The following is a 22434-nucleotide window of genomic DNA, read 5'->3' on the forward strand; positions in this document are numbered from 1 at the left end:
ATAATTGGCTTTTATTTTTGGTATTTATAATGTCCAACAATTTCAAAATCAAATAAGCAGTCTGCGAGTACTTGACCACCACCAATGTTATGGACTATTAGATTTCGTTTCCCATCAGCTGATTTTTGGTTTGTTATAATCCCTATGTGTGGCAGTTTTCCATTAATCATCCAGGTTATAATTTCGCCTGTTTTATAAGTTGACGGGTCTTGATTTATGGGTAGATGCTCTCCCTTTCGATCAAAGAAAACTTCTAAATTTGGTACACGTCTATGATCTATATTCGTGTCTGTTTTTGTCATTCCCCATTTTACTAAATTGGGATATTTTGAGAAATTTGCTTTCATATCTTCATGTACTTCTTTTTGTAAATCAATATTTAATTTTCGGTAAGCTCTAATGACCACGTCAGTACAAACGCCTTTGTTTGCTGCAATGTCACCGTTAGGGTATTTTATCGAAAAATAACTGGGATCGTATACTATTGAAGGATTAATTATAGACAAAGCGGCGTCAGATAATTTTTGCTCAAAGGTGTTTATAATAACATTCTCGGCAATAAGAGGTGTTTTGATTTCTTGTTTTTGGCCACAAGAACAAACGGATAGAAACGTGATGACTGCTACTAAGAATTTCATTTTTTATTTTAAAGTTAAGGCTATTTTTGATAGGAATTTAGTTAAGTTCCTTTTTTTGTGTAGTTTAGCTAAATAACATTCATAAATAAATAATATGGAAAGCAGTAATTTTCCAATTACACATTGGTCAGAAGACGATAAGCCTAGAGAAAAACTGATGCTCAAAGGCAAAAGTGCTTTAAGTGATGCCGAGTTAATTGCTATTTTGATTGGTTCAGGAAGTCGCAACGAGTCGGCAGTGGAATTGAGTAAAAAAATCTTAGCTGGTGTGAATAATAATCTTAATTTATTAGGGAAGCTTTCTATAGCACAATTAACGCAATATAAAGGAATAGGTGAGGCAAAAGCTATTTCGATAATTGCAGCATTAGAATTAGGTAGGCGTAGGAGGTCAGAGGATGCTTTAGATTTGGTCAAGATAACTTCCAGCAAAGCAATATTTGAACTAATGCAACCCATAATAGGGGAGTTGCCGCATGAAGAATTCTGGATAGTCTATTTGAATAATTCGAACAAAGTTTTGTCAAAATCACAATTAAGCAAAGGCGGCATTACCGGAACTTTAGTAGATGTTAGAATTGTTTTTAAATTAGCGCTAGAAATAGGAGCAACGGCATTAATTTTGTGTCATAATCATCCTTCAGGAACATTAGTTCCAAGTGAATCCGACAAACAAATCACTAAAAAACTGAAACTTGCTGGCGATAGTTTAGAAGTTAAAGTTTTAGACCATTTGATTATTACTGAGGTAAATTATTTTAGCTTTGTAGACGAAGGAATATTTTAAAAATTACAAATGAAGATTACAAATATTAGCGACGTGTTCTTTGACTTAGACCACACTCTTTGGGATTTTGATAAAAATTCTGAAATTACTTTCGGTAAAATATTGTCTAATTACCATCCCTCAGTTCAAATAACAGAATTTATAGAAAAGTATGTGCCTATTAATCAGGCTTGCTGGAAATTGTATCAATTTGATAAGATCACACACGAAGAATTGCGTTATAACCGACTTAAAGAATCCTTTGATGCTATCAATTACGTGATTACGGATGCTCAAATATCAGTTATTGCTGAAGACTATTTAACCCATTTACCGGATAATAACCATCTTTTTGATGGTGCTTTTGAAGTTTTGGATTATTTAAACGAAAGGTACAATTTGCATATAATAACTAATGGTTTTGCAGCAGTTCAAGATCGAAAAATAAAAAATGCTCAATTAGAAGATTATTTCCTAACGATCACTAATTCAGAATTAGCGGGTGTAAAAAAACCTAATCCTGTTATTTTTGAATACGCTTTAGATTTGGCTAAAGCCAAAAAAGAAAATAGTATCATGATAGGTGATTCTCTAGAAGCAGATGTAGAGGGCGCATTGAATATAGGGTTAGATGCTATTTTCTTTAACGAAAGTAATGTTAAAGTAGCCTCAAATATTAAACAAGTTAACCATTTATTAGAATTAAAAAAATACCTTTAAACCATGAAAAAATATATTTTATTACTGCTTATAGTAGCAGGAAATTTTGTTAATGCGCAATCTGTTAATAATTATAAAGCGGTTGTTGTGCCTATTAAATTTGATTTTTTAAAATCAGATAATGCGTATCGTTTAAATACATTATCCAAGTTTAATTTGAAAAAAGCAGGATTTGAAGCTTTTTATTCAAATGAACAAATGCCAAAACAATTTGCAAAAAGATGTGATCTATTATATTTAAATGTTGAAAAGGAGAGCGGTTTTTTAGTTACTAAACTTTTTGTGACCTTAAAAGATTGTGAAGGGAAGCTGGTTTTTCAGTCAGAAACGGGAAGAAGTAAAGATAAAGAATATGAAACGGCTTACGTTGAGTGTTTAAATCAGGCATTTGAGTCAATTAACGCTTTACATTACATTTACGCTGGAGCAGCTAAAAAAGTTGTTGTTGAAACTGAAGTTGAAGAGGAAGATATTCCTGAAACAATCATCAAGGATGAGTCAGTTCAAAATAACGCAACTACAGTAATGGAAGATGTTACTAACGCAGCCGACTTATTATATGCACAGCCTATAGAAAATGGTTATCAATTAGTAGACGCAAGCCCTAAAGTGGTTATGAAAGTTACTAAAACTTCTAGTCCATCAACATATATAGCGACTAAAGGCGAAGTTCAGGGAGTATTAGTTGCTAAAAATGGAGCTTGGTATTTTGAGTATTATAAAGATGAAAAACTTGTTTCAGAAAAAATTGCAGTTAAGTTTTAAATTGAAATAATATTTTAAAAAAGGTTCTAAAAACAGATTGATGCTGTTCTTAGAACCTTTTTTATTTAATAACCGTATTTGTCTTTCCAGCGATTTTTTAAAAATTCTCTAGTAGTATTTTCACGAGAGTTTATTCCTGGAGTATACAATGGTGTATTCTTTACTTCGTTAGGCAGGTATTCTTGTTCTGCAAAGTTATTTTGATAATCATGTGAATACTTGTATTCGTCCCCATACCCCAACTCTTTCATTAATTTAGTTGGCGCATTGCGTAAATGTATGGGTACTGACAAATCACCGGTTTGTTTAACCAGTTGTTGGGCATTTCCTATTGCTAGGTAAGAGGCATTACTTTTAGGAGAAGTAGCTAGATAAATTGCACATTGGCTCAATATGATTCGGCTTTCAGGATAACCTATTGTTGCAACCGCTTGAAAAGTGTTGTTAGCCATTATAAACGCAGTAGGGTTAGCTAAGCCTATATCTTCGCTAGAAAGGATCAACATGCGTCTAGCAATAAACTTTACATCTTCGCCACCTTCAATCATTCTTGCAAGCCAATAAACTGCTCCGTTAGGATCACTACCACGAATGGATTTTATAAACGCCGAAACAATATCATAATGTTGCTCGCCACTTTTGTCATACAAAACTGTGTTTTGTTGTACTAAAGCAAAAACACGATCATTCGTAATAATAATTTCCTCTTCTGCAGAAGCGTTTATAACGAGTTCAAATATATTTAATAGCTTACGTCCATCACCTCCTGAAAGACGTAGTAGCGCTTCTGTTTCTTTAAGATTGATGTTTTTAGACATTAAAAAAACATCTTTTTTTAACGCACGTTGTAATAATGCTTCTAAATCTTCTTTTGTAAAAGCATTTAAAATATAGACTTGACAACGTGATAAAAGGGCAGGAATGACCTCAAAGCTTGGGTTTTCAGTAGTAGCCCCTATCAAAGTAATCCATCCTTTTTCGACTGCTGCTAAAAGAGAATCTTGTTGGGATTTACTAAAACGGTGAATCTCATCAATAAATAATATCGGATTCTTGGCAGTAAAAAGTCCGCCGCTTTGTTTTGCTTTCTCAATAACCTCTCTAATATCCTTTACACCAGAGTTAATGGCGCTCAATATATAAAAAGGGCGTTTGGATTCCTGCGCAATTATTTGCGCTAGTGTTGTTTTTCCCGTTCCCGGTGGCCCCCATAAAATTAAAGACGGAATAATTCCTTTAGTAATCTGGTGTGTCAAGGAACCTTTAGGTCCTACTAAATGGGATTGACTTACGTAATCTTCTAAAGTTTGTGGTCGTATGCGTTCTGCTAATGGTGCTTCCATTTTACAAAATTACTAATTTTATTTGAAGCTATTCCAGCTCTCCACTATATCTTTTTTTAAGATTGCTCGTCCCTCGCATCTTAAAAAAAGGATGCCGTTTCGATCTGGGCTAAAAAAAAGTTATGTGATTTAAGAACAACGAAATCTTTAGTGAAGGTGACATAATAGCATACTTTTTATTTGGTTTCATTTTTGCACTTAAAGGGTAGATAATTTTTAGAGAATACTATGGAAAGAGATTTTAAATATACCAATGCCGTAATTGCATTACCACTTTTTTTTGTTTTATCGTTGTGGATTGTTTATTGGGTTGAAATTCGTTTTCATTATAATTTTGCTACAAACGGTATTTTACCAAGAACATTTTCAGGATTACAAGGCGTGCTGTTTAGTCCTTTTATCCATTCAGACTTAGGTCACCTTTATAATAATTCGGTTCCTTTATTGATATTGTTAGCTGCATTGCAATTTTTTTATCCAAAACAATCTTTTGCAGTTATTGTTTATGGTATTTTATTAACGGGTATTTTCACTTGGTTAATAGGGAGAACAAGTTATCATATTGGCGCAAGCGGATTGATTTATGTTCTTGTGGGGTTTGTATTTTTAAAAGGAATTATAACTAAGTATTTTAGATTAGTTGCGCTTTCATTAACTGTAGTGATACTTTATGGAGGAATGGTTTGGTATATTTTTCCTAAAGTTGACGAAGCAATATCTTGGGAGGGACATTTAGCGGGATTATTATCTGGTTTTATATTTGCTATTTTTTTTAAAACTCCAGAGTATAAAAAAGTAATTAAATACGATTGGGAAAAAAAGGATTTTGATGCGTCAGAAGATAAGTTTATGCAACGATTTGATGAAAACGGTAATTTTGTAAACTTGCCTGAAGAAGTGATAGAAGAGGAGCAGCCTGCTTACTTCACGTCTAATATACTTATCAATTATGAAATTATTGCAGATAAAAAAAACGAATCAAAACCGGAGTCTTGATTCGTTTTTTATAGTTTTCAACTTTTTGAAGTCGAAAAAAATATTTTTGATTATTGTCTTTGTCTTAATGCCTCATATAAAAAAGCTCCACAAGCAACAGATACGTTTAATGAACCTATTGTTCCAAACATAGGAAGTTTAGCTTTTTCATCTACAATTTTTAATACCGAAGGGTTTACACCACGATCTTCAGAACCCATAATTATAGCTACTCCTTCGTTTAAGGAAACGTCATAGATATTTTTATCTGTTTTTTCAGTTGCAGCAACAGTTTTTATTCCGCTAGCTTGTAATAGGAATATAGCATCTTTAATGTGCTCCACTTTACAAATTGGAATATTAAAAACGGCACCTGCAGATGTTTTAACGGTATCTCCGTTTACAGGCGCAGCACCTGATTTTTGAATAATAATACCATTTACTCCAGTACATTCGGCTGTTCTAATGATAGCACCAAAATTACGCGCATCTGATATTTGATCTAGGATTAAAAACAAAGGTTTTTTTCCGTTATCAACAACGGTATCAATCAAAGTCTCTAAGTCAAAAAATGAAATAGGAGAGATGCTTGCAACAGCTCCTTGATGATTACTAGGTGTTAGTTTGTTTAGTTTTTCGACTGGTACATAGGAGAAATTTACATTAGCGCGTTTCATTACTTTCATTAAGTCTTTCATTAACTCGCCTGAAATCTCTTTTTGAATGTAAACTTTATCTATTGTAGTTCCCGCTTGAATAGCTTCGATGATCGCTCTAATTCCAAATATTTGATGTTCTTTTTCCATAATGCAAATATATAAAAAAACCACCAACGTTAGTTGGTGGTTTGTAAAGATATTTAATTGATAATTAGAATTTATCCCAAAATATTTTTGTTGTTAATAAATCTCCACCTATTGCATCAGATGCTACAGTGTAGTTGGTGTTATTAACTTGTTGTTCAAGTACAGGGTATGACATTCTTACAGGAACTTTACCCGCTGCATTTGTGATTGCAGTACTTGGAGCTAATAGTACTGGGAAATCTAATCTCCTCCAAAAGTTCCAAGAAGTTAATGCTTGATTATACATTGCAACCCAAGCTTGTTCCCCAATTGATTTTTTCCAATTTGCAGGGTTGTACGGGTTTGATGTTAGGTAAGTAGTAGCTTCTGCTGTTGTACCACCCCATTCTAAAATTGAAGCAGTTACAGCAGTATTGTAGGATGTTGCAGCAACAGTGCTATTCCATCTTGCATTTGCCTCGGCAATGTAGAAAGCTACCTCTGTGTAACTTAATAGCATTCCTGGAGTCGTTTCAGTATAAGCAAATGAGGATGCTGCAGAGAAATCTCCAAATTCACCACCTTCTCCAATTGTTTGACCTAAATATCCTCCAGTTGGTATTTCATCAAAATATTTACCTATTCTTGGATCTGCTTTAGTATTCATGAAGTCTACCAATGTTTTAGCTGCAAAAAAATCATCTCTACCAACAGCAACTAAATTCTCATACAGAGGGCTATAGTTTGGGGATGCTGCAAGATATTGAAATTGAAAATTTTCAGAAGGTGAAGTTATAACTCCAGCTGTTATAGCATCAAGTGCAGTAGTTTTTGCTAATACTGGGTTTGAATCTGAGATTGCTATTCCAAGTTTTAATTTCACAGTGTTGGCTAAGATTAACCATTTTGAAATATTTCCTCCATAAAGTTTATCTCCTTCATCAAAAGATGTAAATCCGGTACCGCTAATGTCTAAACTAGCTATATCACTATTAATTCTTTTGATTAAATCTAAATAGATTGTTGATCCATCATCATAAATTGGTAATGGGTAGGTTGCTAAATTAGCTGCTTGACTATAAGGAACATTACCAAATGTATCAACAAGATTCTGAAAAGTGTATACTTCCATTATGTCAATAATGGCTAATTGATTTTTTTTATTAACTGGCCATCCCGGTGCTTCTGCTATAGAAGGGGAGTAGTTTATTATTATTTTTTTAGCTTCTTCTAAATTGTCAAGGACATTTACATAATTGTTAGAAAATATTTGATTAGAAACATTTCTATTAGTAAAGTCATAATTACTTTCGTTAACATATGTAGTCTCTTGCCAATACTGCATTGTTAGTCTAAAGTTATTTTGATTTACACTAGGAGTGTTTACATAATCACTTAATTCTTTTTGAGCATAATTTATTAGAGATCCTGGTGTTGTATCGTATGCACTATTTGGGTCTGTGTTTATATCCTCACTAACACAAGCTGTCATTGACAGACTTATTGCTAGTATTGCTATGATTTTTTTCGTTTTCATCTTTTTAAAAATTAACTTTGAAATTAAAAGAAATATTTCTTGTTGTTGGCATAGGTCCTGCTTGATATCCTTGTGTATTACCTGAAGACAATCCAGCTTCTGGGTCTGAGTACGGTAAGCTTTTGTCAATTATCCATAAGTTGTTACCAATCACGCTTAATGAGGCTCCTTTAACACTTTTACCTAATATGCTTGACGGAAGACTATATGTAAGTACTACTTCTCTCAGTTTTACAAATCCAGCATCATAAACAAATGCTGCGGCTGGTGGGTCAGTTCCTAAAACTTGGCTTGATTGTGATTTATCTAAGCGTGTTGTATTTGTTACATATTGTGGTTGACCATTTGTAGATGTATAGGTAGGATTTACCATTACGCCTTGTAATAGATCTCCACCTCCGTCAGCTAGTTTATTTCTTATTGGATTTCCTAAATCATTATTACCAACAGAGTTTGCGTAAATACCTGTTCCATATCCATAATATTGATCTAGTGAAAATACACTTCCTCCTTTTTTAATGTCTATTAAAAAACTAAATGCTAAATTTTTATAAGTGAATTTATTGTTAATCCCACCTGTCCAATCTGCTTGATAGGTACCTAGTTTATTGTCTGTAGTGGTAGAAACGATATATGCCCCATTAGTACCTATTACTCTTTGGCCTGAGCCGTCTAATACGTAAGTTGTTCCCCAAATTGAGCCGTAGTCTTCATTAAGTGGTGCATTGATACTGATACCTCCTTGCAGTGAATTAATGTTTATGTTTTCAATACCTGGTGATAGTTTTGTTACTTTAGTATTTGGATTCGCCCAGTTTACATTAATGTCCCAATCAAAGTTTGTTGTTTTTATTGGTGTGAGATTAAGTGTAACCTCAAGGCCTTTAGTAGTTAATGTACCAGCATTGATTGTGTTAAATGATGAACCAGTAGCAGTTGATACAGGTAATGGTAGGATTTGATTATAAGCTTTATTTTGAAACCATGATACATCAAATCCAAGTCTGTTTTTAGCAAATTGCATGTTTAAACCTAATTCAATATTGTCAAGTTGTTGTGGTTTTAAGTTTGGGTTTTTAGCATTTGTATTAACTGAATAAACAGGTGTTCCAAATGGTGTACGAGCAACATAAGTGTTTTCTAATTGATTTGGGTCAGTGTCTGATCCAACTTGTGCAAAAGCAGCTCTAAATTTACCAAAATTTATGAACTCAACATCTTTTAACCAATTTGAGAAAACAATACTTGCTGATGCCGCAGAGTACCAATATGAATTATTGTTAACTGGTAAAGCTGAAGATTGGTCTCTTCTTACAGAACCTTCTATGTAATAGGTTCCTTTGTACCCAAGTGTTGCTTGTGAAAATATGCCAAGTACTTGTTTCTTAGTGTCAACTATTCTTGGTAAAGCTGGAGCTGATACAGAGTTTGAAATAGTATATAAGCCTTGTATGTATAAACCTCCTGATGTTGATTGTTGGTTTAAGTATCTATTTTGTACATTATAGTTTGTTCCAGCTATTATGTTAAGATTCAAATCTTCAATAATGTCTTTTTTATAGGTTGCTAAAAAATCATAATTTTGTTCGCTAAAGTTATATAAGTCTACTGTATATCCTGATGGTTGTGCAGGTAAGTTAGCTCCGTTTGAATTAGATCCAATTATATTTGGGTAGGATCCTACAGCTAATCTGTCTTCAGTTCTCATATTAAAACCATCAGTACCCACTCTACCCATTAAGCTAAAGTTTTTTGATACTTCATAGTTTACACTTGCATTTCCTGCAAATCGCTGTCTAGTATCAGTATTGTAATTGTTATATCTTTGAAAGTAAGGATTGTCCCAATAATTAGGCGCTATATCAGTAGCACTTCTTTGATTCCAAGTATAGTTTAGGTTCCCAAGTTCATAAAATTGTTTTTGTTCTTTTAAGTCAATATTGGTAGCCCACCATTGTCTGAAATTAGACATTATATTTCCATTGTAACCAGTTGAATTTCTATTTCTTGTGTTCTGGTTAACGTACGTTAGATTAAAGTTTGAACTTAATTTATCGTTAAATTTGTAAGTTGCAGCTGCATTATAATTGTTTTTACTAAGTAAAGAATTTGGTAGTATATCTTTGCTGTCGGTATTAGAGTACGTTACTCTGTAGGTTCCTTTATCAGTTCCGCCACTCAATGCAATATTATTTACAGTTGATGTTCCTGTGTTAAAAAAGGCTATTGGACCATTTTCAGCAGCAACCCATGGAGTAGCTTGTCCAAATGTTGCTGAACCGGGAATAAAAGCATCATATTGGTATACTAATGAACCGTCATATTTAGGTCCATAAGACGCATCATCTCCAGTTCTAGCCCTTGGTTGTCCTAAGTATGTGGAAAATCTTTGTCCAAAGTACCCTTCTCCATATTCAGTTTGATACTCTGGGAAAGTTGATTTATCTACTTTTGACATAGTAAAAGAGGAAGATAATTCTATTGACAAGTCGTTGCCTGATTTACCTTTTTTTGTAGTTATAATAATTGCCCCATTTTGAGCTCTTGATCCATAAAGTGCTGTTGCTGCAGCACCTTTTAAAATATTTATTTCGGCTATATTATTTGGATTAATATCTGACGCAGCATTTCCAAAATCTAATCCTCCTCTACCGCTTTTTTGATCAGAACTATTAACGTTTGTGTTTAAAATAGGTACGCCATCAACAACAAACAAAGCTTGATTATCTCCTAAAAGTGATTTGAAACCTCTAAGAACTACATTTGTAGATCCTCCAAAATTTGTTCCGTTAGTAATACTTAAACCTGCTACTTTTCCGGATAAATTATTTACAAAATTTCCTGTTGGAACATTTGAAACCTCCTCTGAAGTTACTTGTTGTGCAGAATAGCCAAGAGACTTCTTTTCTCTTTTTATTCCTAACGCGGTAACAACTACACCTTCAAGCTCCACAGCAGTGCCGGTCATTGTAATGTTTACCATACTCGCATTAGCAGATAGTGTTTGGCTTTTCATACCTATGTAGCTAAAAATTAGCGTTTGATTAGGTGCAGCTTTAATGGTGTACTTTCCATCAAAATCTGTCTGTGTACCTGTCTTAGTACCTTTGATTAATACACTTACACCAGGAATAGGCATGCCCGTATTATCAGAAACAACACCTGTCACAGATTTCTCTTGTGCAAATGCTATTTGTATCATTAGTACTAATAATAGTACTAAGATTCCATTAAATTTTAATTTCATTTTGTGATTTTTTGAATTAGTGTTACAAATATCATAACTAAAACTTAATATTCTCCTGTTCTAATCTATTGTGTATTCTTATTTTTTTACTTATGTAAGTATTATTGCACATATGCGATTTTGTCTTTATTAAATGTTAATATACCCTTGTTATACTGGTTTATTTGTGTTTTTTTATGAATTTATTTAATTTTTTGTTTTAAGATTATATTTATAAATTTTAACATAAAAACTAATTTTAACATCAACTATTTAGATTTTATTTGTTAATTTTTTCATAATTCATAGTTAAAAAATGATTTATTTTTTGTGGTTTTAAAATATCATTTTAAAATTAAAGCCTGCTTTTTTAATTGCCAAAAAAAAAGCAGTAATAAATTTTTAGTTTATTACTGCTTCGTTTATTAAAGTGTTGTGATAATTTATTTTGTTATAAATTTTATATTTTAGTTATTTTAAAAAATAAGTTTATGTAATTTATTCTTTTAAATTTAAAATCATTGTTCATATTGTTTGATGTATTCATTTGTAAAATTGTGAATTTTAATTACTAAATACAAGATTGGATTTAATTTTAAATGATTAATAAAGTTGAGATATGTTTACTAATTTAATACATTTAAATAATTATTTATACAAATTTAAAAAGCTTTAAAAAAAAAGCATCCTTTTAAATAATTTAAAAGGATGCTTTATTAATTTTAGTTTAAGAATTTTAATTCTTAACCATTGTTTTAGTTTTAGTTCCGCTAAAACACCCTATGCTAACGCATCTTTTGTATTCTAAATTTAAAGAATAGTCGCAAGATCCATAAGTTGATTGTTCAGCAGTTACCGTAGTTGCCCATATGTCTCCATAAGTTGAACTAACAGATAATACTGCTCCTTCTTCTACATAAGTAATTGTGGGATTAGTTACATCAGTATTTAATTCAATATAGATTTTTTCACTACCTGTTTTGATTAGTAATGAATTAGGTAAGGCTCCTAAAGTTACAGTTGATTGTTTAGATACACCTGAATCATTAGTGGTGTAAGTTCCAACAAAATTATTTAGATCTAATTCGCAAACTGCTTGTAGAACAACGCTTGTTTTGTTGTTTTCAGAAACACCTTTGCTAGAACTATCAATTTTTAATACTAATGTTTTAGCATCAAATGGGTCAAGACTACTAGTAGCTACTTTAATAGGCACATTTACTGTCATTTCGCCAGCAGGTATTGTAAAAGTAGTTGTTTCTAAAGTGTACTCCGTTCCTGATACTGCAGTAGAACTCGCATCAGCACTAACAGTTACCTGAATTGGCTCGTTTAAAGCCAAATTTCTACCACCAACAATCGTTAAAGGAATGTTGTAAGTTTGTTCTGTACCATCTTTTATGAAATTAGCAGAAATGCTAGAGTTCGTAAATTGAGCTAATACTGGACCAGTTCCAAAATCTGTTTTTTCTTGATCTAAAACAGCGTCACATGAGCTAAAACCTACCATTACTAGTAGTAAAGCTGCAACTTTTGATTTTTTTATTAAATTTTTCATTTTTTTAGTTTTTTATTTCCAGAATGGATTATCAGTAAAAGCAGTTTGTGCTGTTTGAGCTGGCACATTTAGACTATTTCTTGAGACTTCAGAACCTGGATAAAGTAACCTCACTGGGCGTACACCACCACCTTCAGAAGGTATTGGTAGTCCTGATGGAAATCCAGTTCTTGTTTTTTCAATCCATAACTCAATAGATGATGTACCATTTAATGCTACCCATTTTTGAGTAATAATTGCTTCAATTTTATTAGGTGATGAAGCCCATGAAACATTTACTATTGGTTGATTATAATAAGTCATAGCCTCGTTTGCTGCATCTGGAACTTGTAATTTTACAAATGAAGCAGTTATTGCTTCCTCGTATTTAGCTTTTGCTGCAGCATCTCCACCAGGAATATATCCTCTTGAAATAGCTTCTGCTTGTATTAAAAGTATTTCTGGCATAATCATTATTGGTTGGTCTTGTACTGTGCTAACAAGTAATCCAGGTCCAACTTTTGATAAATCTTTAGATGTGAATCCCACAGCAGGAAGAGACGTAATTTGTGTAGCTCCTTTATAAGTACTTCCACTAGCTGGAGCAGCATATAACCTTTCTAAACGTAAATCATCAGTGTTACTTAAATACGTTATAGCATAATCACTTGCAACAGTATAATCTCCTCTATCTGTTTCGGCTCCAGTAGAAAATTTCCTGAAATATCCAAAGAAAGGATTTTGTTTGTCTTCATTGTCAGTGTAGCCTGGGTTAGAAATTATGTCTGATGTAATGTAACCTGCTCCATTAGCATTGATTAATGCTATTTGATCTTTGATGTAAGTGTCTTGTCCAGTATTACTTAAACGTACTAGCATTCTTAATTTTACTGAATTAGCAAATTGTGCCCACTTATTCATGTCTCCATGGTTTATGATGTCTTGAGTACCTGGATTTTCAGCATTTACAGGTAAGTTTAACGCTGTGTTAGCAGCAGCTGTTAAATCATCTATTACAGCTTTGTAAACTGTTTGAGCATCATCATATTTAGGAGTGATATTAGCACTTCTTAAATTCGCTTCTGTATATGGGACATCTCCGTAAAGATCTACTAAATACTGATATTGAAATCCTTTTAGCACTGAAGCTATTGATTTATAAGCGCTATAATCTATAACACCGTTTGGATCTTCATAGTTTTGAACGTATGTTAAATCTCTAAAGATTACTCCATAAGACTCTTCAAATACTTGATTGTAAAAACTTGTGTTAATAGTGTATCTGTAAAACTCTTGGTTTGTTGACCAGTTTGACGGTGTTGCCCAGTTATAAGCTAAGTACTGCCCTAAATAAGTCATGTCTTGAGCGTTTAGTATAGCAAGGTTATGCTCGGCAACTGGTAATGTTAATCGTGGTGTAGATATTGCTGGATCATTTGGATTGTCGTTGACATCTAAATAATCACTACAACTTACTGTAATCAAGGCAGTAATAGATAGTACTGCACATGATTTTATGATTCTTATTATGTTCATAATTTTTTTTTTAAAATGTTACATTCAAATTAAGACCAAATTGTCTTGTTGGAGGTGTTTGTGCTTGTGTACCTACACCTACTGCGTTTCCTGATGTAAAGTTAAATTCAGGATCTGTAGTAACGTTAGATTTTGGTCTCCAAGTCATAAGGTTTCTACCAAAAACACCAATATTCATAGACTTGATACCAATTCTATCTGTAAAATCAGGTGAGAAGTCATATGATAATGAAATTTCTCTTAATTTAAGAGTTGTAGCATCAGTTACATAGTTTTCTTTAACTTCATTATACTCGTCCCAGAAAGCGTTTCCACCACCTGCAGTTAAACGATTTGTGTTAGCAACATATCCTCCAGCACCATCAGAATAAGATGAGTTAGGAAATACAAATGGCTGTCTTCCAGAAGTAGTACTATGTTGAGATAAACCTGTAAATTCAAGTGCATCATTTAAGTTGTTGTAAAATACATGTCCTGTTCTATAATCACCAACAGCATATAAAGTCCATCCTTTGTATGTGAATGTTGTGTTTAAACCCATGATGTATTTAGGAGCTGTTTGACCATGTGTTTGATTTTGTGAATCTTTTAATGGGTTTCCATTAGCTCCTACAATTACTCTTCCTTCAGAATCTCTTAAATAAGATGTAGTTTTGATTAAAGGGTATGATTCTCCTACTTTTGCTACAATTTGAGCATCAGCAAAACCACCAATGTTAACTTCATCAATTCCATCGATTAATGAGACAACTTCTGATTTAATACCCGCGTAGTTAACACCCGCTTTCCAACTAAAATTCTCAGTCTTAACTATCGTACCTTTTAAATCTAATTCAAGTCCTTTGTTTTCTATTTCTCCAATATTAGTTAAAATACTTGAAGCTCCAGAAGCTAAAGATACATTGATTGGTACAATTTGGTCAGTACTATTAGATTGATATGCAGCAGCAGTAAATGTTAAACGGCTTCTAAATAATCCTAATTCAATTCCAATTTCTTTTGATAAAGTAAATTCAGGATTTAATTGAGCATCTGGATCTCTTAGACTTTGTCCTAATCCTACAGTTGAACCAAATGGGAATCCATCAGGTGCAGCGAATACTCCTTGTATTTGGTATGCAGTTGGGTCATTACCTGTTTTAGTCACGTTAAAGGTAGCTTTTAATAAATCGATACCGTTGTCGCTAGTTATTCCAGGGAAAGCTTCTGAAGCTACAAATGAAAGACCTGCTCCAGGATAGAAGAAAGAATTATTGTCTTTAGGTAAAGCAGAAGACCAGTCGTTTCTGGCAGTACCAGTTAAGAAAAGATATTCTTTATATCCTAAAGTAAGTTCTCCGTACACACCTTGTCTTCTAAACATGCTAGTAGCTTCTGAACCAGTTAAATCTCCTGTTCTTGTTGAAACGTTATAGAAATCTGGTATAATTAAGTTATCTCCACTTACCGCCATTGAATTTGCAGATTCCAATCTAGAATTTGCTCCTAAAGTTAATTTAACATTAAAGCCTTTGTTAATGTCTTTGTCAAATTTAAGAAGTAAATCAGTATTTAAACGTTGACCATTACCTAAGCTAGAAGCTGTTTTAGCACCATAAGCTTCCATCTCTGAATATGTGTCTGCTAAATGGAAAGCATATGTAAATGCTTCAAATTCTCTTTTGAAGTTTGAAGAATAACTTGTGTATCCATTGTTTAAAGAGATAGTGAACCAGTCATTTACATCATAATCAATGTTTGATAATACATTAAATTCTGTGTAATCTGTTTTTTCTCTTTGTGTGTCAATAATGAAATATGGATTTTCATAAAATCTGTAGTAAGAAACTTCATTTCTTGTAAATTCACCTGTTCTCCAATTTTTCATTTGATCTAAAGGAATGTGTGCTGGTGTGTTTATTACATTCCAGTATACCGGTCTTTCTTGTCTACCAGCTTGTTCACTTACTTGGTTAGAGTGTGCTCTAAAGAAACTTACATTTCCTCCTACAGTCAGTTTGTTGTATTTTCTACTTCCTTTTAACCTAACATTAGTTCTGTTGTAAGTATCCTTTGGTACAGTACCAGTAGTGTTCGTTTGATCAATAGAGAAAAGAAAATCACTCAATTCATCACCGCCTTTAAAAGTTATTCCATGTCTAGTTGAGATACCAGTATTGAAAAAGTTTTTAATATTGTTTTTTACAGGAGAAAAAGGTACTTGCCATACTGAACCATCATCTAATGTTTCACTAGCATCTACTAAACGACCATCAAAACGTGGTCCCCAGTTAACGTTTTCTAAAGGAAGTAAAGTTCCATCAGGAAATCCACCAGCACCAAATTCAGTTTGAAATTCTGGTAAATAAGCAACGCTTTCCATTTGTAGAGAACTGTTGTATGTGATAGATAATTTTCCATTACCCTTTTTAGTTGTAATAACCATTACACCATTTGCAGCTTCAGCACCATACAAAGCAGATGCATTTGCACCCTTTAATATAGTTACATTGTCAATATCATTAGGGTTAATACGGTCAAGTACACCTCTTGCAGATGGGAAACCATCAATAACAATAAGCGCTTCGTTATTACCTAGTAATGATCTATTACCCCTTAAAACAACTCTAGTAGTTGGATTAACACCATTGTTGATAACGTTTACTTGTAAACCTGAAACTTTACCAGATAATGCTGTAGCAACATTTACCGCTCTAGTTTTAGTTAAATCGTCACTCTTGATGTTTTCAATTGAGTAAGATAATTCTTTAGGTTTTCTTTTGATACCTAATGCAGTAACTACCACTCCTTCAAGTTCAGTTGCTGTTCCTGTCATAGTAATGTTAACATTAGTTGACGTAGCGACTACTGATTGAGCTTTCATCCCAATGTAGTTGAAGATGATTGTTTGACTTGGCGATGCTTTTATTGCATATTTACCATCAAAGTCTGTCTGTGTTCCGATCTTTGATCCCTTGATTAACACATTAACACCTGGTATAGGCATTCCTGTATTATCAGAAACAATTCCCGTCACAGTTCTTTCTTGCGCAAAAGTTAGTTGCGCCATAAGTACTAGTAATAGTACTAAGATTCCGTTGAACTTTAGTTTCATTTTATATTATTTTGAATTAGTTATGCGAAAATCATAATAATTTGTTAACTTTCCTAATATAAAATCCTCTTTTTTTTATAAAAGTTAAAATTTAACAGTGTATTGGATATGGATTATTGTATTGTTAAATCGTATGGTTTTGATATTTTGATTTCCACTAGCTATCAATAATTTTAAATTGTTGTTTTTATTGTTAATAGTGATTCCTCCTCCTAATGCGAATATTTTTGTTGAGTTTTTTTCTGGTTCTGAATTTTTTAATATGCTATAATCTAGCAGTGTATGTATTTTGAAATTGGAGTTAACAATATGGTTGTATTCGCTCAAAAAAGTTAAATAACTACTAGCTTGTAAGCTGTTTTCTTCAAATCCTCTAATCGAATTTATGCCTCCAAATCTATAAAGTTCTGAATTTAGATATTCTTTACTTTGTAAAAAATAAGTCTGATTTCTTAAATTAATGTTATTTTTTTTATTAATGTAAAATACGTAGGTTATTTCCGATTCTATAAAAAATTGTTTGTTTGTGCTTAAATTTGGGTTTTCAGTGAGAAGGTTTCTTTTTCCAAATCCACTCTTGATTTTAATGCTTGATTTTGTTTCGTATGTTAAGAGTTGATTTTTATTTAAGTATTCATAATTCATTGTGAAGAAACTATTTTTGTAGTCAGTAATGATGGTACTGTTTGTGTTTTGTATATCACTTGAGGTAGTCGCTGAATATCCTAAGTAGATTTTACTATTGTAATTAAATAAGTAGCCAATGTTTATTCCTGTTTTAGTATTTTGAAAAGTACTGTCTTGTTTAAATATTGATAGTTCTGTTTTTAATGCTAATGGAGTTTTGAATAAATAGGGGATTTCAAGGTTTGCCTTGAATGTCGTTTGTTGATTTCCGTCACTTTTCCAGAATATCGCAATTCTTTCTCCTGATTTAATTGTGTTTTCTAGATTTAAGTCTAGATAACCGTTTACTTTTAATTTGTTTTTTTCGTTGTTGTTAAAGCCAATGAATCCGTCAAATGTGTTTGCTTTTCTTTTTTCAAGATAGATGTAGATTTTTGTGCTGTCTTTTAAAAACAATATTTCGGGATACTTTATTTGATCTATATAGTTGAATTTTTGAAAATCTAAGTAAAGTTGATTTACGATGTCTTTTGTGAGAATCTTGTTTTTGTATTTTTGACTAATTTGATATAGATGACTTTTTGGAAATATGCTGGCTGATTTGTCTTCTGTTTTTACGACGATGGCGTTTATTTTTTTTTGTTGGTTATAAACAATATTGAGGTTCGTGTAAAGTGTGTCGTTGTTTATTGTTGTATTTAGAAATTTCAATTTGCTTAAAGGGTATCCTTCTATTTCGAGTTTTTTTAAAGTATTTTTTAAGAAATTATCTGTTTCTGAATAGTGTAGTGTGACGCTGTTGCTTTTTAAAGTTGGTTTTGCTGTTTTGCTTAAAAGATTATTTTCATCGCTATAGATAGTAATGTATCTTATTTTTTTTTTAAGATTCAGTTTAGCTTGATAAGTTGTGTCGTTTATTTTTTTTATTTCAATTATTTTACATTCTAAAAAACCCTTTTTGATTAATCTTTCATTTAGTTGGGTTATTGTGTTTTGAATTGAATTAAGGTTTGGATGTATTGTTTGGTAGTTTAATGAATCTATTGAAGTTGTTTCGAATGAGTTTTCTCCGCTAATTTTTAAATTTAATTGCTGGGAATGGCAATTCGATTGGTATATAAGGATTAGTATAAATATTAAGAGTTTTTTCAAGAGTTTTTTTTTGATAAAAGTAATGTAAAATTCTGCTATTGTTTAAATATTTAGGAATTGATAAATAATGTTATTGAAAATTAATGGATTAACATTTGTAGAGTAAAAAATATTTTATACATTTGCAACCCCGTAAAAAGCGGGAATTAAATATACATAATAAATTTTTAGTATTAATTATGCCAACAATTCAACAATTAGTAAGAACAGGAAGAACTCAGATAACTAAGAAGAGTAAATCGGTTGCTTTAGATTCTTGTCCTCAAAGAAGAGGGGTTTGTACGCGTGTTTACACTACAACACCAAAAAAACCAAACTCTGCAATGCGTAAAGTAGCGCGTGTACGTTTGACAAATGGTAATGAAGTAAATGCCTACATCCCTGGTGAAGGACACAATTTACAAGAGCACTCGATAGTATTAGTTAGGGGTGGAAGGGTAAAAGATTTACCAGGAGTTAGATATCACATCGTTCGTGGTGCACTTGATACGTCAGGAGTAGCAGGAAGAACGCAAAGAAGATCTAAGTACGGAGCTAAACGCCCAAAAGAAGCAAAAAAGTAATTTAAAATAATATGCTTCTAGTGTTGTGATTTATTACAACTTTATAAGTATGGTATTTTATTAAAAAAAAGACATGAGAAAAAGAGCGGCAAAGAAAAGACCACTTTTACCAGATCCAAGGTTTAACGACCAATTGGTAACACGTTTTGTGAACAACCTAATGTGGGATGGTAAGAAATCAACAGCTTTTAAAGTTTTTTATGATGCAATTGACATTATAGAATCTAAAAAGCAAGATGCAGAAAAACCTTCATTAGAAATTTGGAAAGACGCTTTAACTAACGTTATGCCTCACGTAGAAGTACGTAGTCGTAGAGTAGGTGGAGCTACATTTCAAATTCCAATGCAAATTAGACCGGATAGAAAAATTTCTATGGCTATGAAATGGTTGATTCTTTATTCAAGAAGAAGAAACGAAAAATCTATGGCTCAAAGGTTGGCAAATGAATGTTTAGCTGCGGCTAAAGAGGAAGGTGCTGCAGTTAAGAAAAGAATGGATACTCACAAGATGGCAGAGGCTAATAAAGCGTTCTCTCACTTTAGATTTTAATTCTTAAGAAATGGCTAGAGAACTTAAATATACAAGAAACATAGGAATTGCTGCTCATATTGATGCTGGTAAAACAACAACTACTGAGCGTATATTATTCTATACAGGAAAATCACATAAAATTGGTGAAGTACACGATGGTGCTGCGACAATGGACTGGATGGCACAAGAGCAAGAAAGAGGTATTACAATTACTTCGGCAGCTACAACTTGTGAATGGAATTTTCCAACTACTCAAGGTAAAATTTTACCTGAGACGCTACCTTATCACTTTAATATTATCGATACACCGGGACACGTTGACTTTACAGTTGAAGTAAACCGTTCTTTACGTGTTCTTGATGGTTTAGTTTTCTTGTTTAGTGCTGTTGATGGTGTTGAGCCTCAATCAGAAACTAACTGGAGATTAGCTGATCAATATAAAGTGCCTCGTATTGGATTCGTTAATAAAATGGATAGACAAGGGTCTAACTTTTTGATGGTATGTCAACAAGTAAGAGATATGTTGAAATCTAATGCTGTTGCGATTACTTTACCTATTGGTGAAGAAAATGACTTTAGAGGTGTTGTTGATTTAGTAAGAAACCAAGCTATTGTTTGGGATGATGCTGGAATGGGTGCAACTTATGAAGTTGTTGATATTCCTGCTGATATGGTTGATGAAGTTAAAGAATACAGAGATATTCTTATCGAAGCAGTAGCTGATTACGATGAGAATTTACTTGATAAGTATATGGAAGATCCAGAATCTATTACAGAGGAAGAGATCAATGTTGCTTTAAGAGCTGCTGTAATGGATATGGCGATCATACCTATGATTGCAGGGTCGTCTTTTAAAAACAAAGGTGTTCAATTCATGTTAGATGCGGTATGTAAATATTTGCCATCTCCAATGGATAAAGACGGGATTGAAGGAATTCATCCTGATGATGCTGAGTTATTAGAAGAAGATCAAACTAAAATCTTGCGTAAGCCAGATGTTAAAGAGCCTTTCGCTGCTTTAGCATTTAAAATTGCTACTGACCCATTCGTAGGTCGTTTAGCTTTCTTCCGTGCTTATTCAGGTCGTTTGGATGCTGGTTCTTACGTTTTGAACACGCGTTCAGGAAATAAAGAAAGAATTTCTCGTATCTACCAAATGCATGCTAATAAACAAAATCCAATCGATTATATCGAAGCTGGAGATATTGGAGCGGCAGTTGGATTTAAGGATATTAAAACTGGAGATACATTGTGTGATGAAAAACACCCAATTATTCTTGAGTCTATGAAATTTCCTGCACCAGTAATTGGTATCGCTATTGAGCCTAAAACTAAGGCTGACGTAGATAAAATGGGTATGGCTTTGGCTAAATTAGCTGAAGAGGATCCTACGTTTACAGTTAGAACTGATGAGGCTTCAGGTCAAACAATTATTTCTGGTATGGGTGAGCTTCACTTGGATATCTTAGTAGATAGAATGCGTCGTGAATTTAAAGTTGAAGTAAACCAAGGTGAACCTCAAGTTGAATACAAGGAAGCGTTTACTAGAACTGCTCAGCATAGAGAGACTTACAAAAAACAATCTGGTGGTCGTGGTAAATTCGGTGATATCGTATTTATTTTAGAGCCTGCAGATGAAGTTGATGGTAAGGCTCCTGTTGGATTACAGTTTGTTAACTCTGTAAAAGGTGGTAACGTTCCTAAAGAATATATTCCTTCTGTAGAGAAAGGATTTAGAGAAGCTATGAAGACTGGTCCTTTAGCAGGATACCAAGTTGATAGTTTAAAAGTAACTTTATTGGATGGATCTTTCCACCCTGTGGATTCTGATGCACTTTCTTTTGAGTTAGCTGCTAGAATGGGTTATAGAGAAGTAGCTAAAGCTGCTGGAGCTGTAATTCTTGAGCCTATCATGAAAATGGAAGTTATTACTCCTGAAGAAAACATGGGAGATATCGTTGGTGATATCAACCGTCGTAGAGGTCAAGTTAATGACATGGGTGATAGAAATGGAGCAAAAACTATTAAAGCCGATGTGCCATTATCTGAAATGTTTGGATATGTTACAACTTTAAGGACTTTGTCTTCAGGTCGTGCAACTTCAACTATGGAATTCTCACACTACGCAGAAACGCCTTCTAATATTTCGGAAGCAGTAATCAAAAAAGCAAAAGGAAACGCTTAATTTTAAGAAAATGAGTCAAAAAATCAGAATAAAACTAAAATCTTACGATCATATGTTGGTAGACAAGTCTGCTGAAAAGATTGTAAAAACAGTTAAAACTACTGGTGCAGTTGTTACAGGGCCAATCCCATTGCCAACTCACAAAAAACTTTTTACAGTATTGCGTTCTCCACACGTTAACAAAAAAGCGAGAGAACAATTTGAAGTAATGTCATATAAGAGATTAATTGATATTTATTCATCTTCATCTAAAACAATTGATGCTTTAATGAAATTAGAATTGCCTAGTGGAGTTGAAGTAGAGATCAAAGTTTAAGTATCTTAATAAAGGAAAATTGAGGGCACTTTGTTTAAGTGAAAACTTTTTTTGGATTGTGTGTAAATAAGTTATACTTTTGCACCACTTTAAAAATAAGAGTTCACTTAAATGATGTGTTCTATTTTTATATTTAA

At 32.9% G+C, this 22434-nt stretch carries 17 protein-coding genes; 8 read left to right on the forward strand and 9 right to left on the reverse strand.

Going from position 1 to position 22434, the window contains the following annotated elements:
• Nucleotides 1-11: 11 nt before the first annotated feature.
• On the reverse strand, nucleotides 12-638 hold the full coding sequence (locus HNP99_RS06810; RefSeq protein ID WP_173852626.1) for a DUF1287 domain-containing protein: 627 nt from the start codon (nucleotides 636-638) through the stop codon (nucleotides 12-14).
• Nucleotides 639-732: 94 nt separating this feature from the next.
• Between HNP99_RS06810 and radC the strand changes: the two genes are divergently transcribed.
• The 3 genes from radC to HNP99_RS06825 are packed head-to-tail and all read left to right on the forward strand — an operon-like array spanning nucleotide 733 to nucleotide 2889.
• The gene (gene radC / locus HNP99_RS06815) at nucleotides 733-1425 is read left to right on the forward strand and encodes a RadC family protein (protein WP_173852628.1); all 693 of its coding nucleotides are present in this window, start codon (nucleotides 733-735) and stop codon (nucleotides 1423-1425) included.
• Between the two features lie 9 nt (nucleotides 1426-1434).
• Nucleotides 1435-2124, forward strand: a complete 690-nt coding sequence (locus HNP99_RS06820) for a YjjG family noncanonical pyrimidine nucleotidase (RefSeq protein WP_173852630.1) — start codon at nucleotides 1435-1437, stop codon at nucleotides 2122-2124.
• Between the two features lie 3 nt (nucleotides 2125-2127).
• Complete coding sequence (locus HNP99_RS06825; RefSeq protein ID WP_173852632.1) at nucleotides 2128-2889, forward strand: hypothetical protein; 762 nt, start codon at nucleotides 2128-2130, stop codon at nucleotides 2887-2889.
• Nucleotides 2890-2954: 65 nt separating this feature from the next.
• Here the strand turns inward: HNP99_RS06825 and HNP99_RS06830 are convergent, their stop codons facing one another.
• Nucleotides 2955-4232, reverse strand: a complete 1278-nt coding sequence (locus tag HNP99_RS06830; protein WP_173852633.1) for a replication-associated recombination protein A — start codon at nucleotides 4230-4232, stop codon at nucleotides 2955-2957.
• A gap of 228 nt (nucleotides 4233-4460) precedes the next feature.
• On the opposite strand from HNP99_RS06830, the gene HNP99_RS06835 reads away from it, so the two are divergent.
• Entirely contained in the window at nucleotides 4461-5228 is a 768-nt protein-coding gene (locus tag HNP99_RS06835) for a rhomboid family intramembrane serine protease (RefSeq protein ID WP_173852635.1), read from the forward strand.
• A gap of 50 nt (nucleotides 5229-5278) precedes the next feature.
• Here the strand turns inward: HNP99_RS06835 and rlmB are convergent, their stop codons facing one another.
• The 7 genes from rlmB to HNP99_RS06870 form a co-directional block, all read right to left on the reverse strand.
• Nucleotides 5279-6013: a 23S rRNA (guanosine(2251)-2'-O)-methyltransferase RlmB gene (rlmB, locus tag HNP99_RS06840; protein WP_173852637.1), complete on the reverse strand. Its 735-nt coding sequence runs from the start codon at nucleotides 6011-6013 to the stop codon at nucleotides 5279-5281.
• Nucleotides 6014-6077: 64 nt separating this feature from the next.
• Nucleotides 6078-7529, reverse strand: coding sequence for a SusD/RagB family nutrient-binding outer membrane lipoprotein (locus HNP99_RS06845; protein WP_173852639.1), 1452 nt, complete (start codon nucleotides 7527-7529; stop codon nucleotides 6078-6080).
• A gap of 4 nt (nucleotides 7530-7533) precedes the next feature.
• Nucleotides 7534-10776 (reverse strand): SusC/RagA family TonB-linked outer membrane protein, encoded by a 3243-nt coding sequence (locus HNP99_RS06850; protein WP_173852640.1) that lies wholly within the window; start codon nucleotides 10774-10776, stop codon nucleotides 7534-7536.
• Nucleotides 10777-11491: 715 nt separating this feature from the next.
• Complete coding sequence (locus HNP99_RS06855; RefSeq protein WP_173852642.1) at nucleotides 11492-12313, reverse strand: DUF4843 domain-containing protein; 822 nt, start codon at nucleotides 12311-12313, stop codon at nucleotides 11492-11494.
• Nucleotides 12314-12325: 12 nt separating this feature from the next.
• On the reverse strand, nucleotides 12326-13828 hold the full coding sequence (locus tag HNP99_RS06860; RefSeq protein WP_173852644.1) for a SusD/RagB family nutrient-binding outer membrane lipoprotein: 1503 nt from the start codon (nucleotides 13826-13828) through the stop codon (nucleotides 12326-12328).
• Between the two features lie 10 nt (nucleotides 13829-13838).
• A complete protein-coding gene (locus tag HNP99_RS06865; RefSeq protein WP_173852645.1) occupies nucleotides 13839-16922 on the reverse strand; it encodes a SusC/RagA family TonB-linked outer membrane protein in 3084 nt (1027 codons plus the stop codon).
• Nucleotides 16923-17006: 84 nt separating this feature from the next.
• On the reverse strand, nucleotides 17007-18701 hold the full coding sequence (locus tag HNP99_RS06870) for a BamA/TamA family outer membrane protein (RefSeq protein WP_173852646.1): 1695 nt from the start codon (nucleotides 18699-18701) through the stop codon (nucleotides 17007-17009).
• A 179-nt stretch (nucleotides 18702-18880) separates the two neighbouring features.
• Between HNP99_RS06870 and rpsL the strand changes: the two genes are divergently transcribed.
• From rpsL to rpsJ, 4 genes are all read left to right on the forward strand, one after another.
• Entirely contained in the window at nucleotides 18881-19264 is a 384-nt protein-coding gene (rpsL, locus tag HNP99_RS06875; protein WP_007136570.1) for a 30S ribosomal protein S12, read from the forward strand.
• 73 nt (nucleotides 19265-19337) lie between these two features.
• Nucleotides 19338-19814 (forward strand): 30S ribosomal protein S7, encoded by a 477-nt coding sequence (gene rpsG / locus HNP99_RS06880; RefSeq protein ID WP_173852647.1) that lies wholly within the window; start codon nucleotides 19338-19340, stop codon nucleotides 19812-19814.
• Between the two features lie 10 nt (nucleotides 19815-19824).
• On the forward strand, nucleotides 19825-21981 hold the full coding sequence (gene fusA, locus HNP99_RS06885; RefSeq protein ID WP_173836777.1) for an elongation factor G: 2157 nt from the start codon (nucleotides 19825-19827) through the stop codon (nucleotides 21979-21981).
• 10 nt (nucleotides 21982-21991) lie between these two features.
• Nucleotides 21992-22297: a 30S ribosomal protein S10 gene (gene rpsJ / locus HNP99_RS06890; protein WP_007803605.1), complete on the forward strand. Its 306-nt coding sequence runs from the start codon at nucleotides 21992-21994 to the stop codon at nucleotides 22295-22297.
• The last annotated feature ends 137 nt before the right edge of the window (nucleotides 22298-22434 follow it).

Origin of the sequence: Flavobacterium gelidicaeli (genome assembly GCF_013294005.1) — a bacterium.
GTDB lineage: Bacteria > Bacteroidota > Bacteroidia > Flavobacteriales > Flavobacteriaceae > Flavobacterium.

Coding starts and splice junctions, on each gene's coding strand:
- HNP99_RS06810 (WP_173852626.1), bottom strand. CDS start 638: ATGAAATTCTTAGTAGCAGTCATCACGTTTCTATCCGTTTGTTCTTGT.
- radC (WP_173852628.1), top strand. CDS start 733: ATGGAAAGCAGTAATTTTCCAATTACACATTGGTCAGAAGACGATAAG.
- HNP99_RS06820 (WP_173852630.1), top strand. CDS start 1,435: ATGAAGATTACAAATATTAGCGACGTGTTCTTTGACTTAGACCACACT.
- HNP99_RS06825 (WP_173852632.1), top strand. CDS start 2,128: ATGAAAAAATATATTTTATTACTGCTTATAGTAGCAGGAAATTTTGTT.
- HNP99_RS06830 (WP_173852633.1), bottom strand. CDS start 4,232: ATGGAAGCACCATTAGCAGAACGCATACGACCACAAACTTTAGAAGAT.
- HNP99_RS06835 (WP_173852635.1), top strand. CDS start 4,461: ATGGAAAGAGATTTTAAATATACCAATGCCGTAATTGCATTACCACTT.
- rlmB (WP_173852637.1), bottom strand. CDS start 6,013: ATGGAAAAAGAACATCAAATATTTGGAATTAGAGCGATCATCGAAGCT.
- HNP99_RS06845 (WP_173852639.1), bottom strand. CDS start 7,529: ATGAAAACGAAAAAAATCATAGCAATACTAGCAATAAGTCTGTCAATG.
- HNP99_RS06850 (WP_173852640.1), bottom strand. CDS start 10,776: ATGAAATTAAAATTTAATGGAATCTTAGTACTATTATTAGTACTAATG.
- HNP99_RS06855 (WP_173852642.1), bottom strand. CDS start 12,313: ATGAAAAATTTAATAAAAAAATCAAAAGTTGCAGCTTTACTACTAGTA.
- HNP99_RS06860 (WP_173852644.1), bottom strand. CDS start 13,828: ATGAACATAATAAGAATCATAAAATCATGTGCAGTACTATCTATTACT.
- HNP99_RS06865 (WP_173852645.1), bottom strand. CDS start 16,922: ATGAAACTAAAGTTCAACGGAATCTTAGTACTATTACTAGTACTTATG.
- rpsL (WP_007136570.1), top strand. CDS start 18,881: ATGCCAACAATTCAACAATTAGTAAGAACAGGAAGAACTCAGATAACT.
- rpsG (WP_173852647.1), top strand. CDS start 19,338: ATGAGAAAAAGAGCGGCAAAGAAAAGACCACTTTTACCAGATCCAAGG.
- fusA (WP_173836777.1), top strand. CDS start 19,825: ATGGCTAGAGAACTTAAATATACAAGAAACATAGGAATTGCTGCTCAT.
- rpsJ (WP_007803605.1), top strand. CDS start 21,992: ATGAGTCAAAAAATCAGAATAAAACTAAAATCTTACGATCATATGTTG.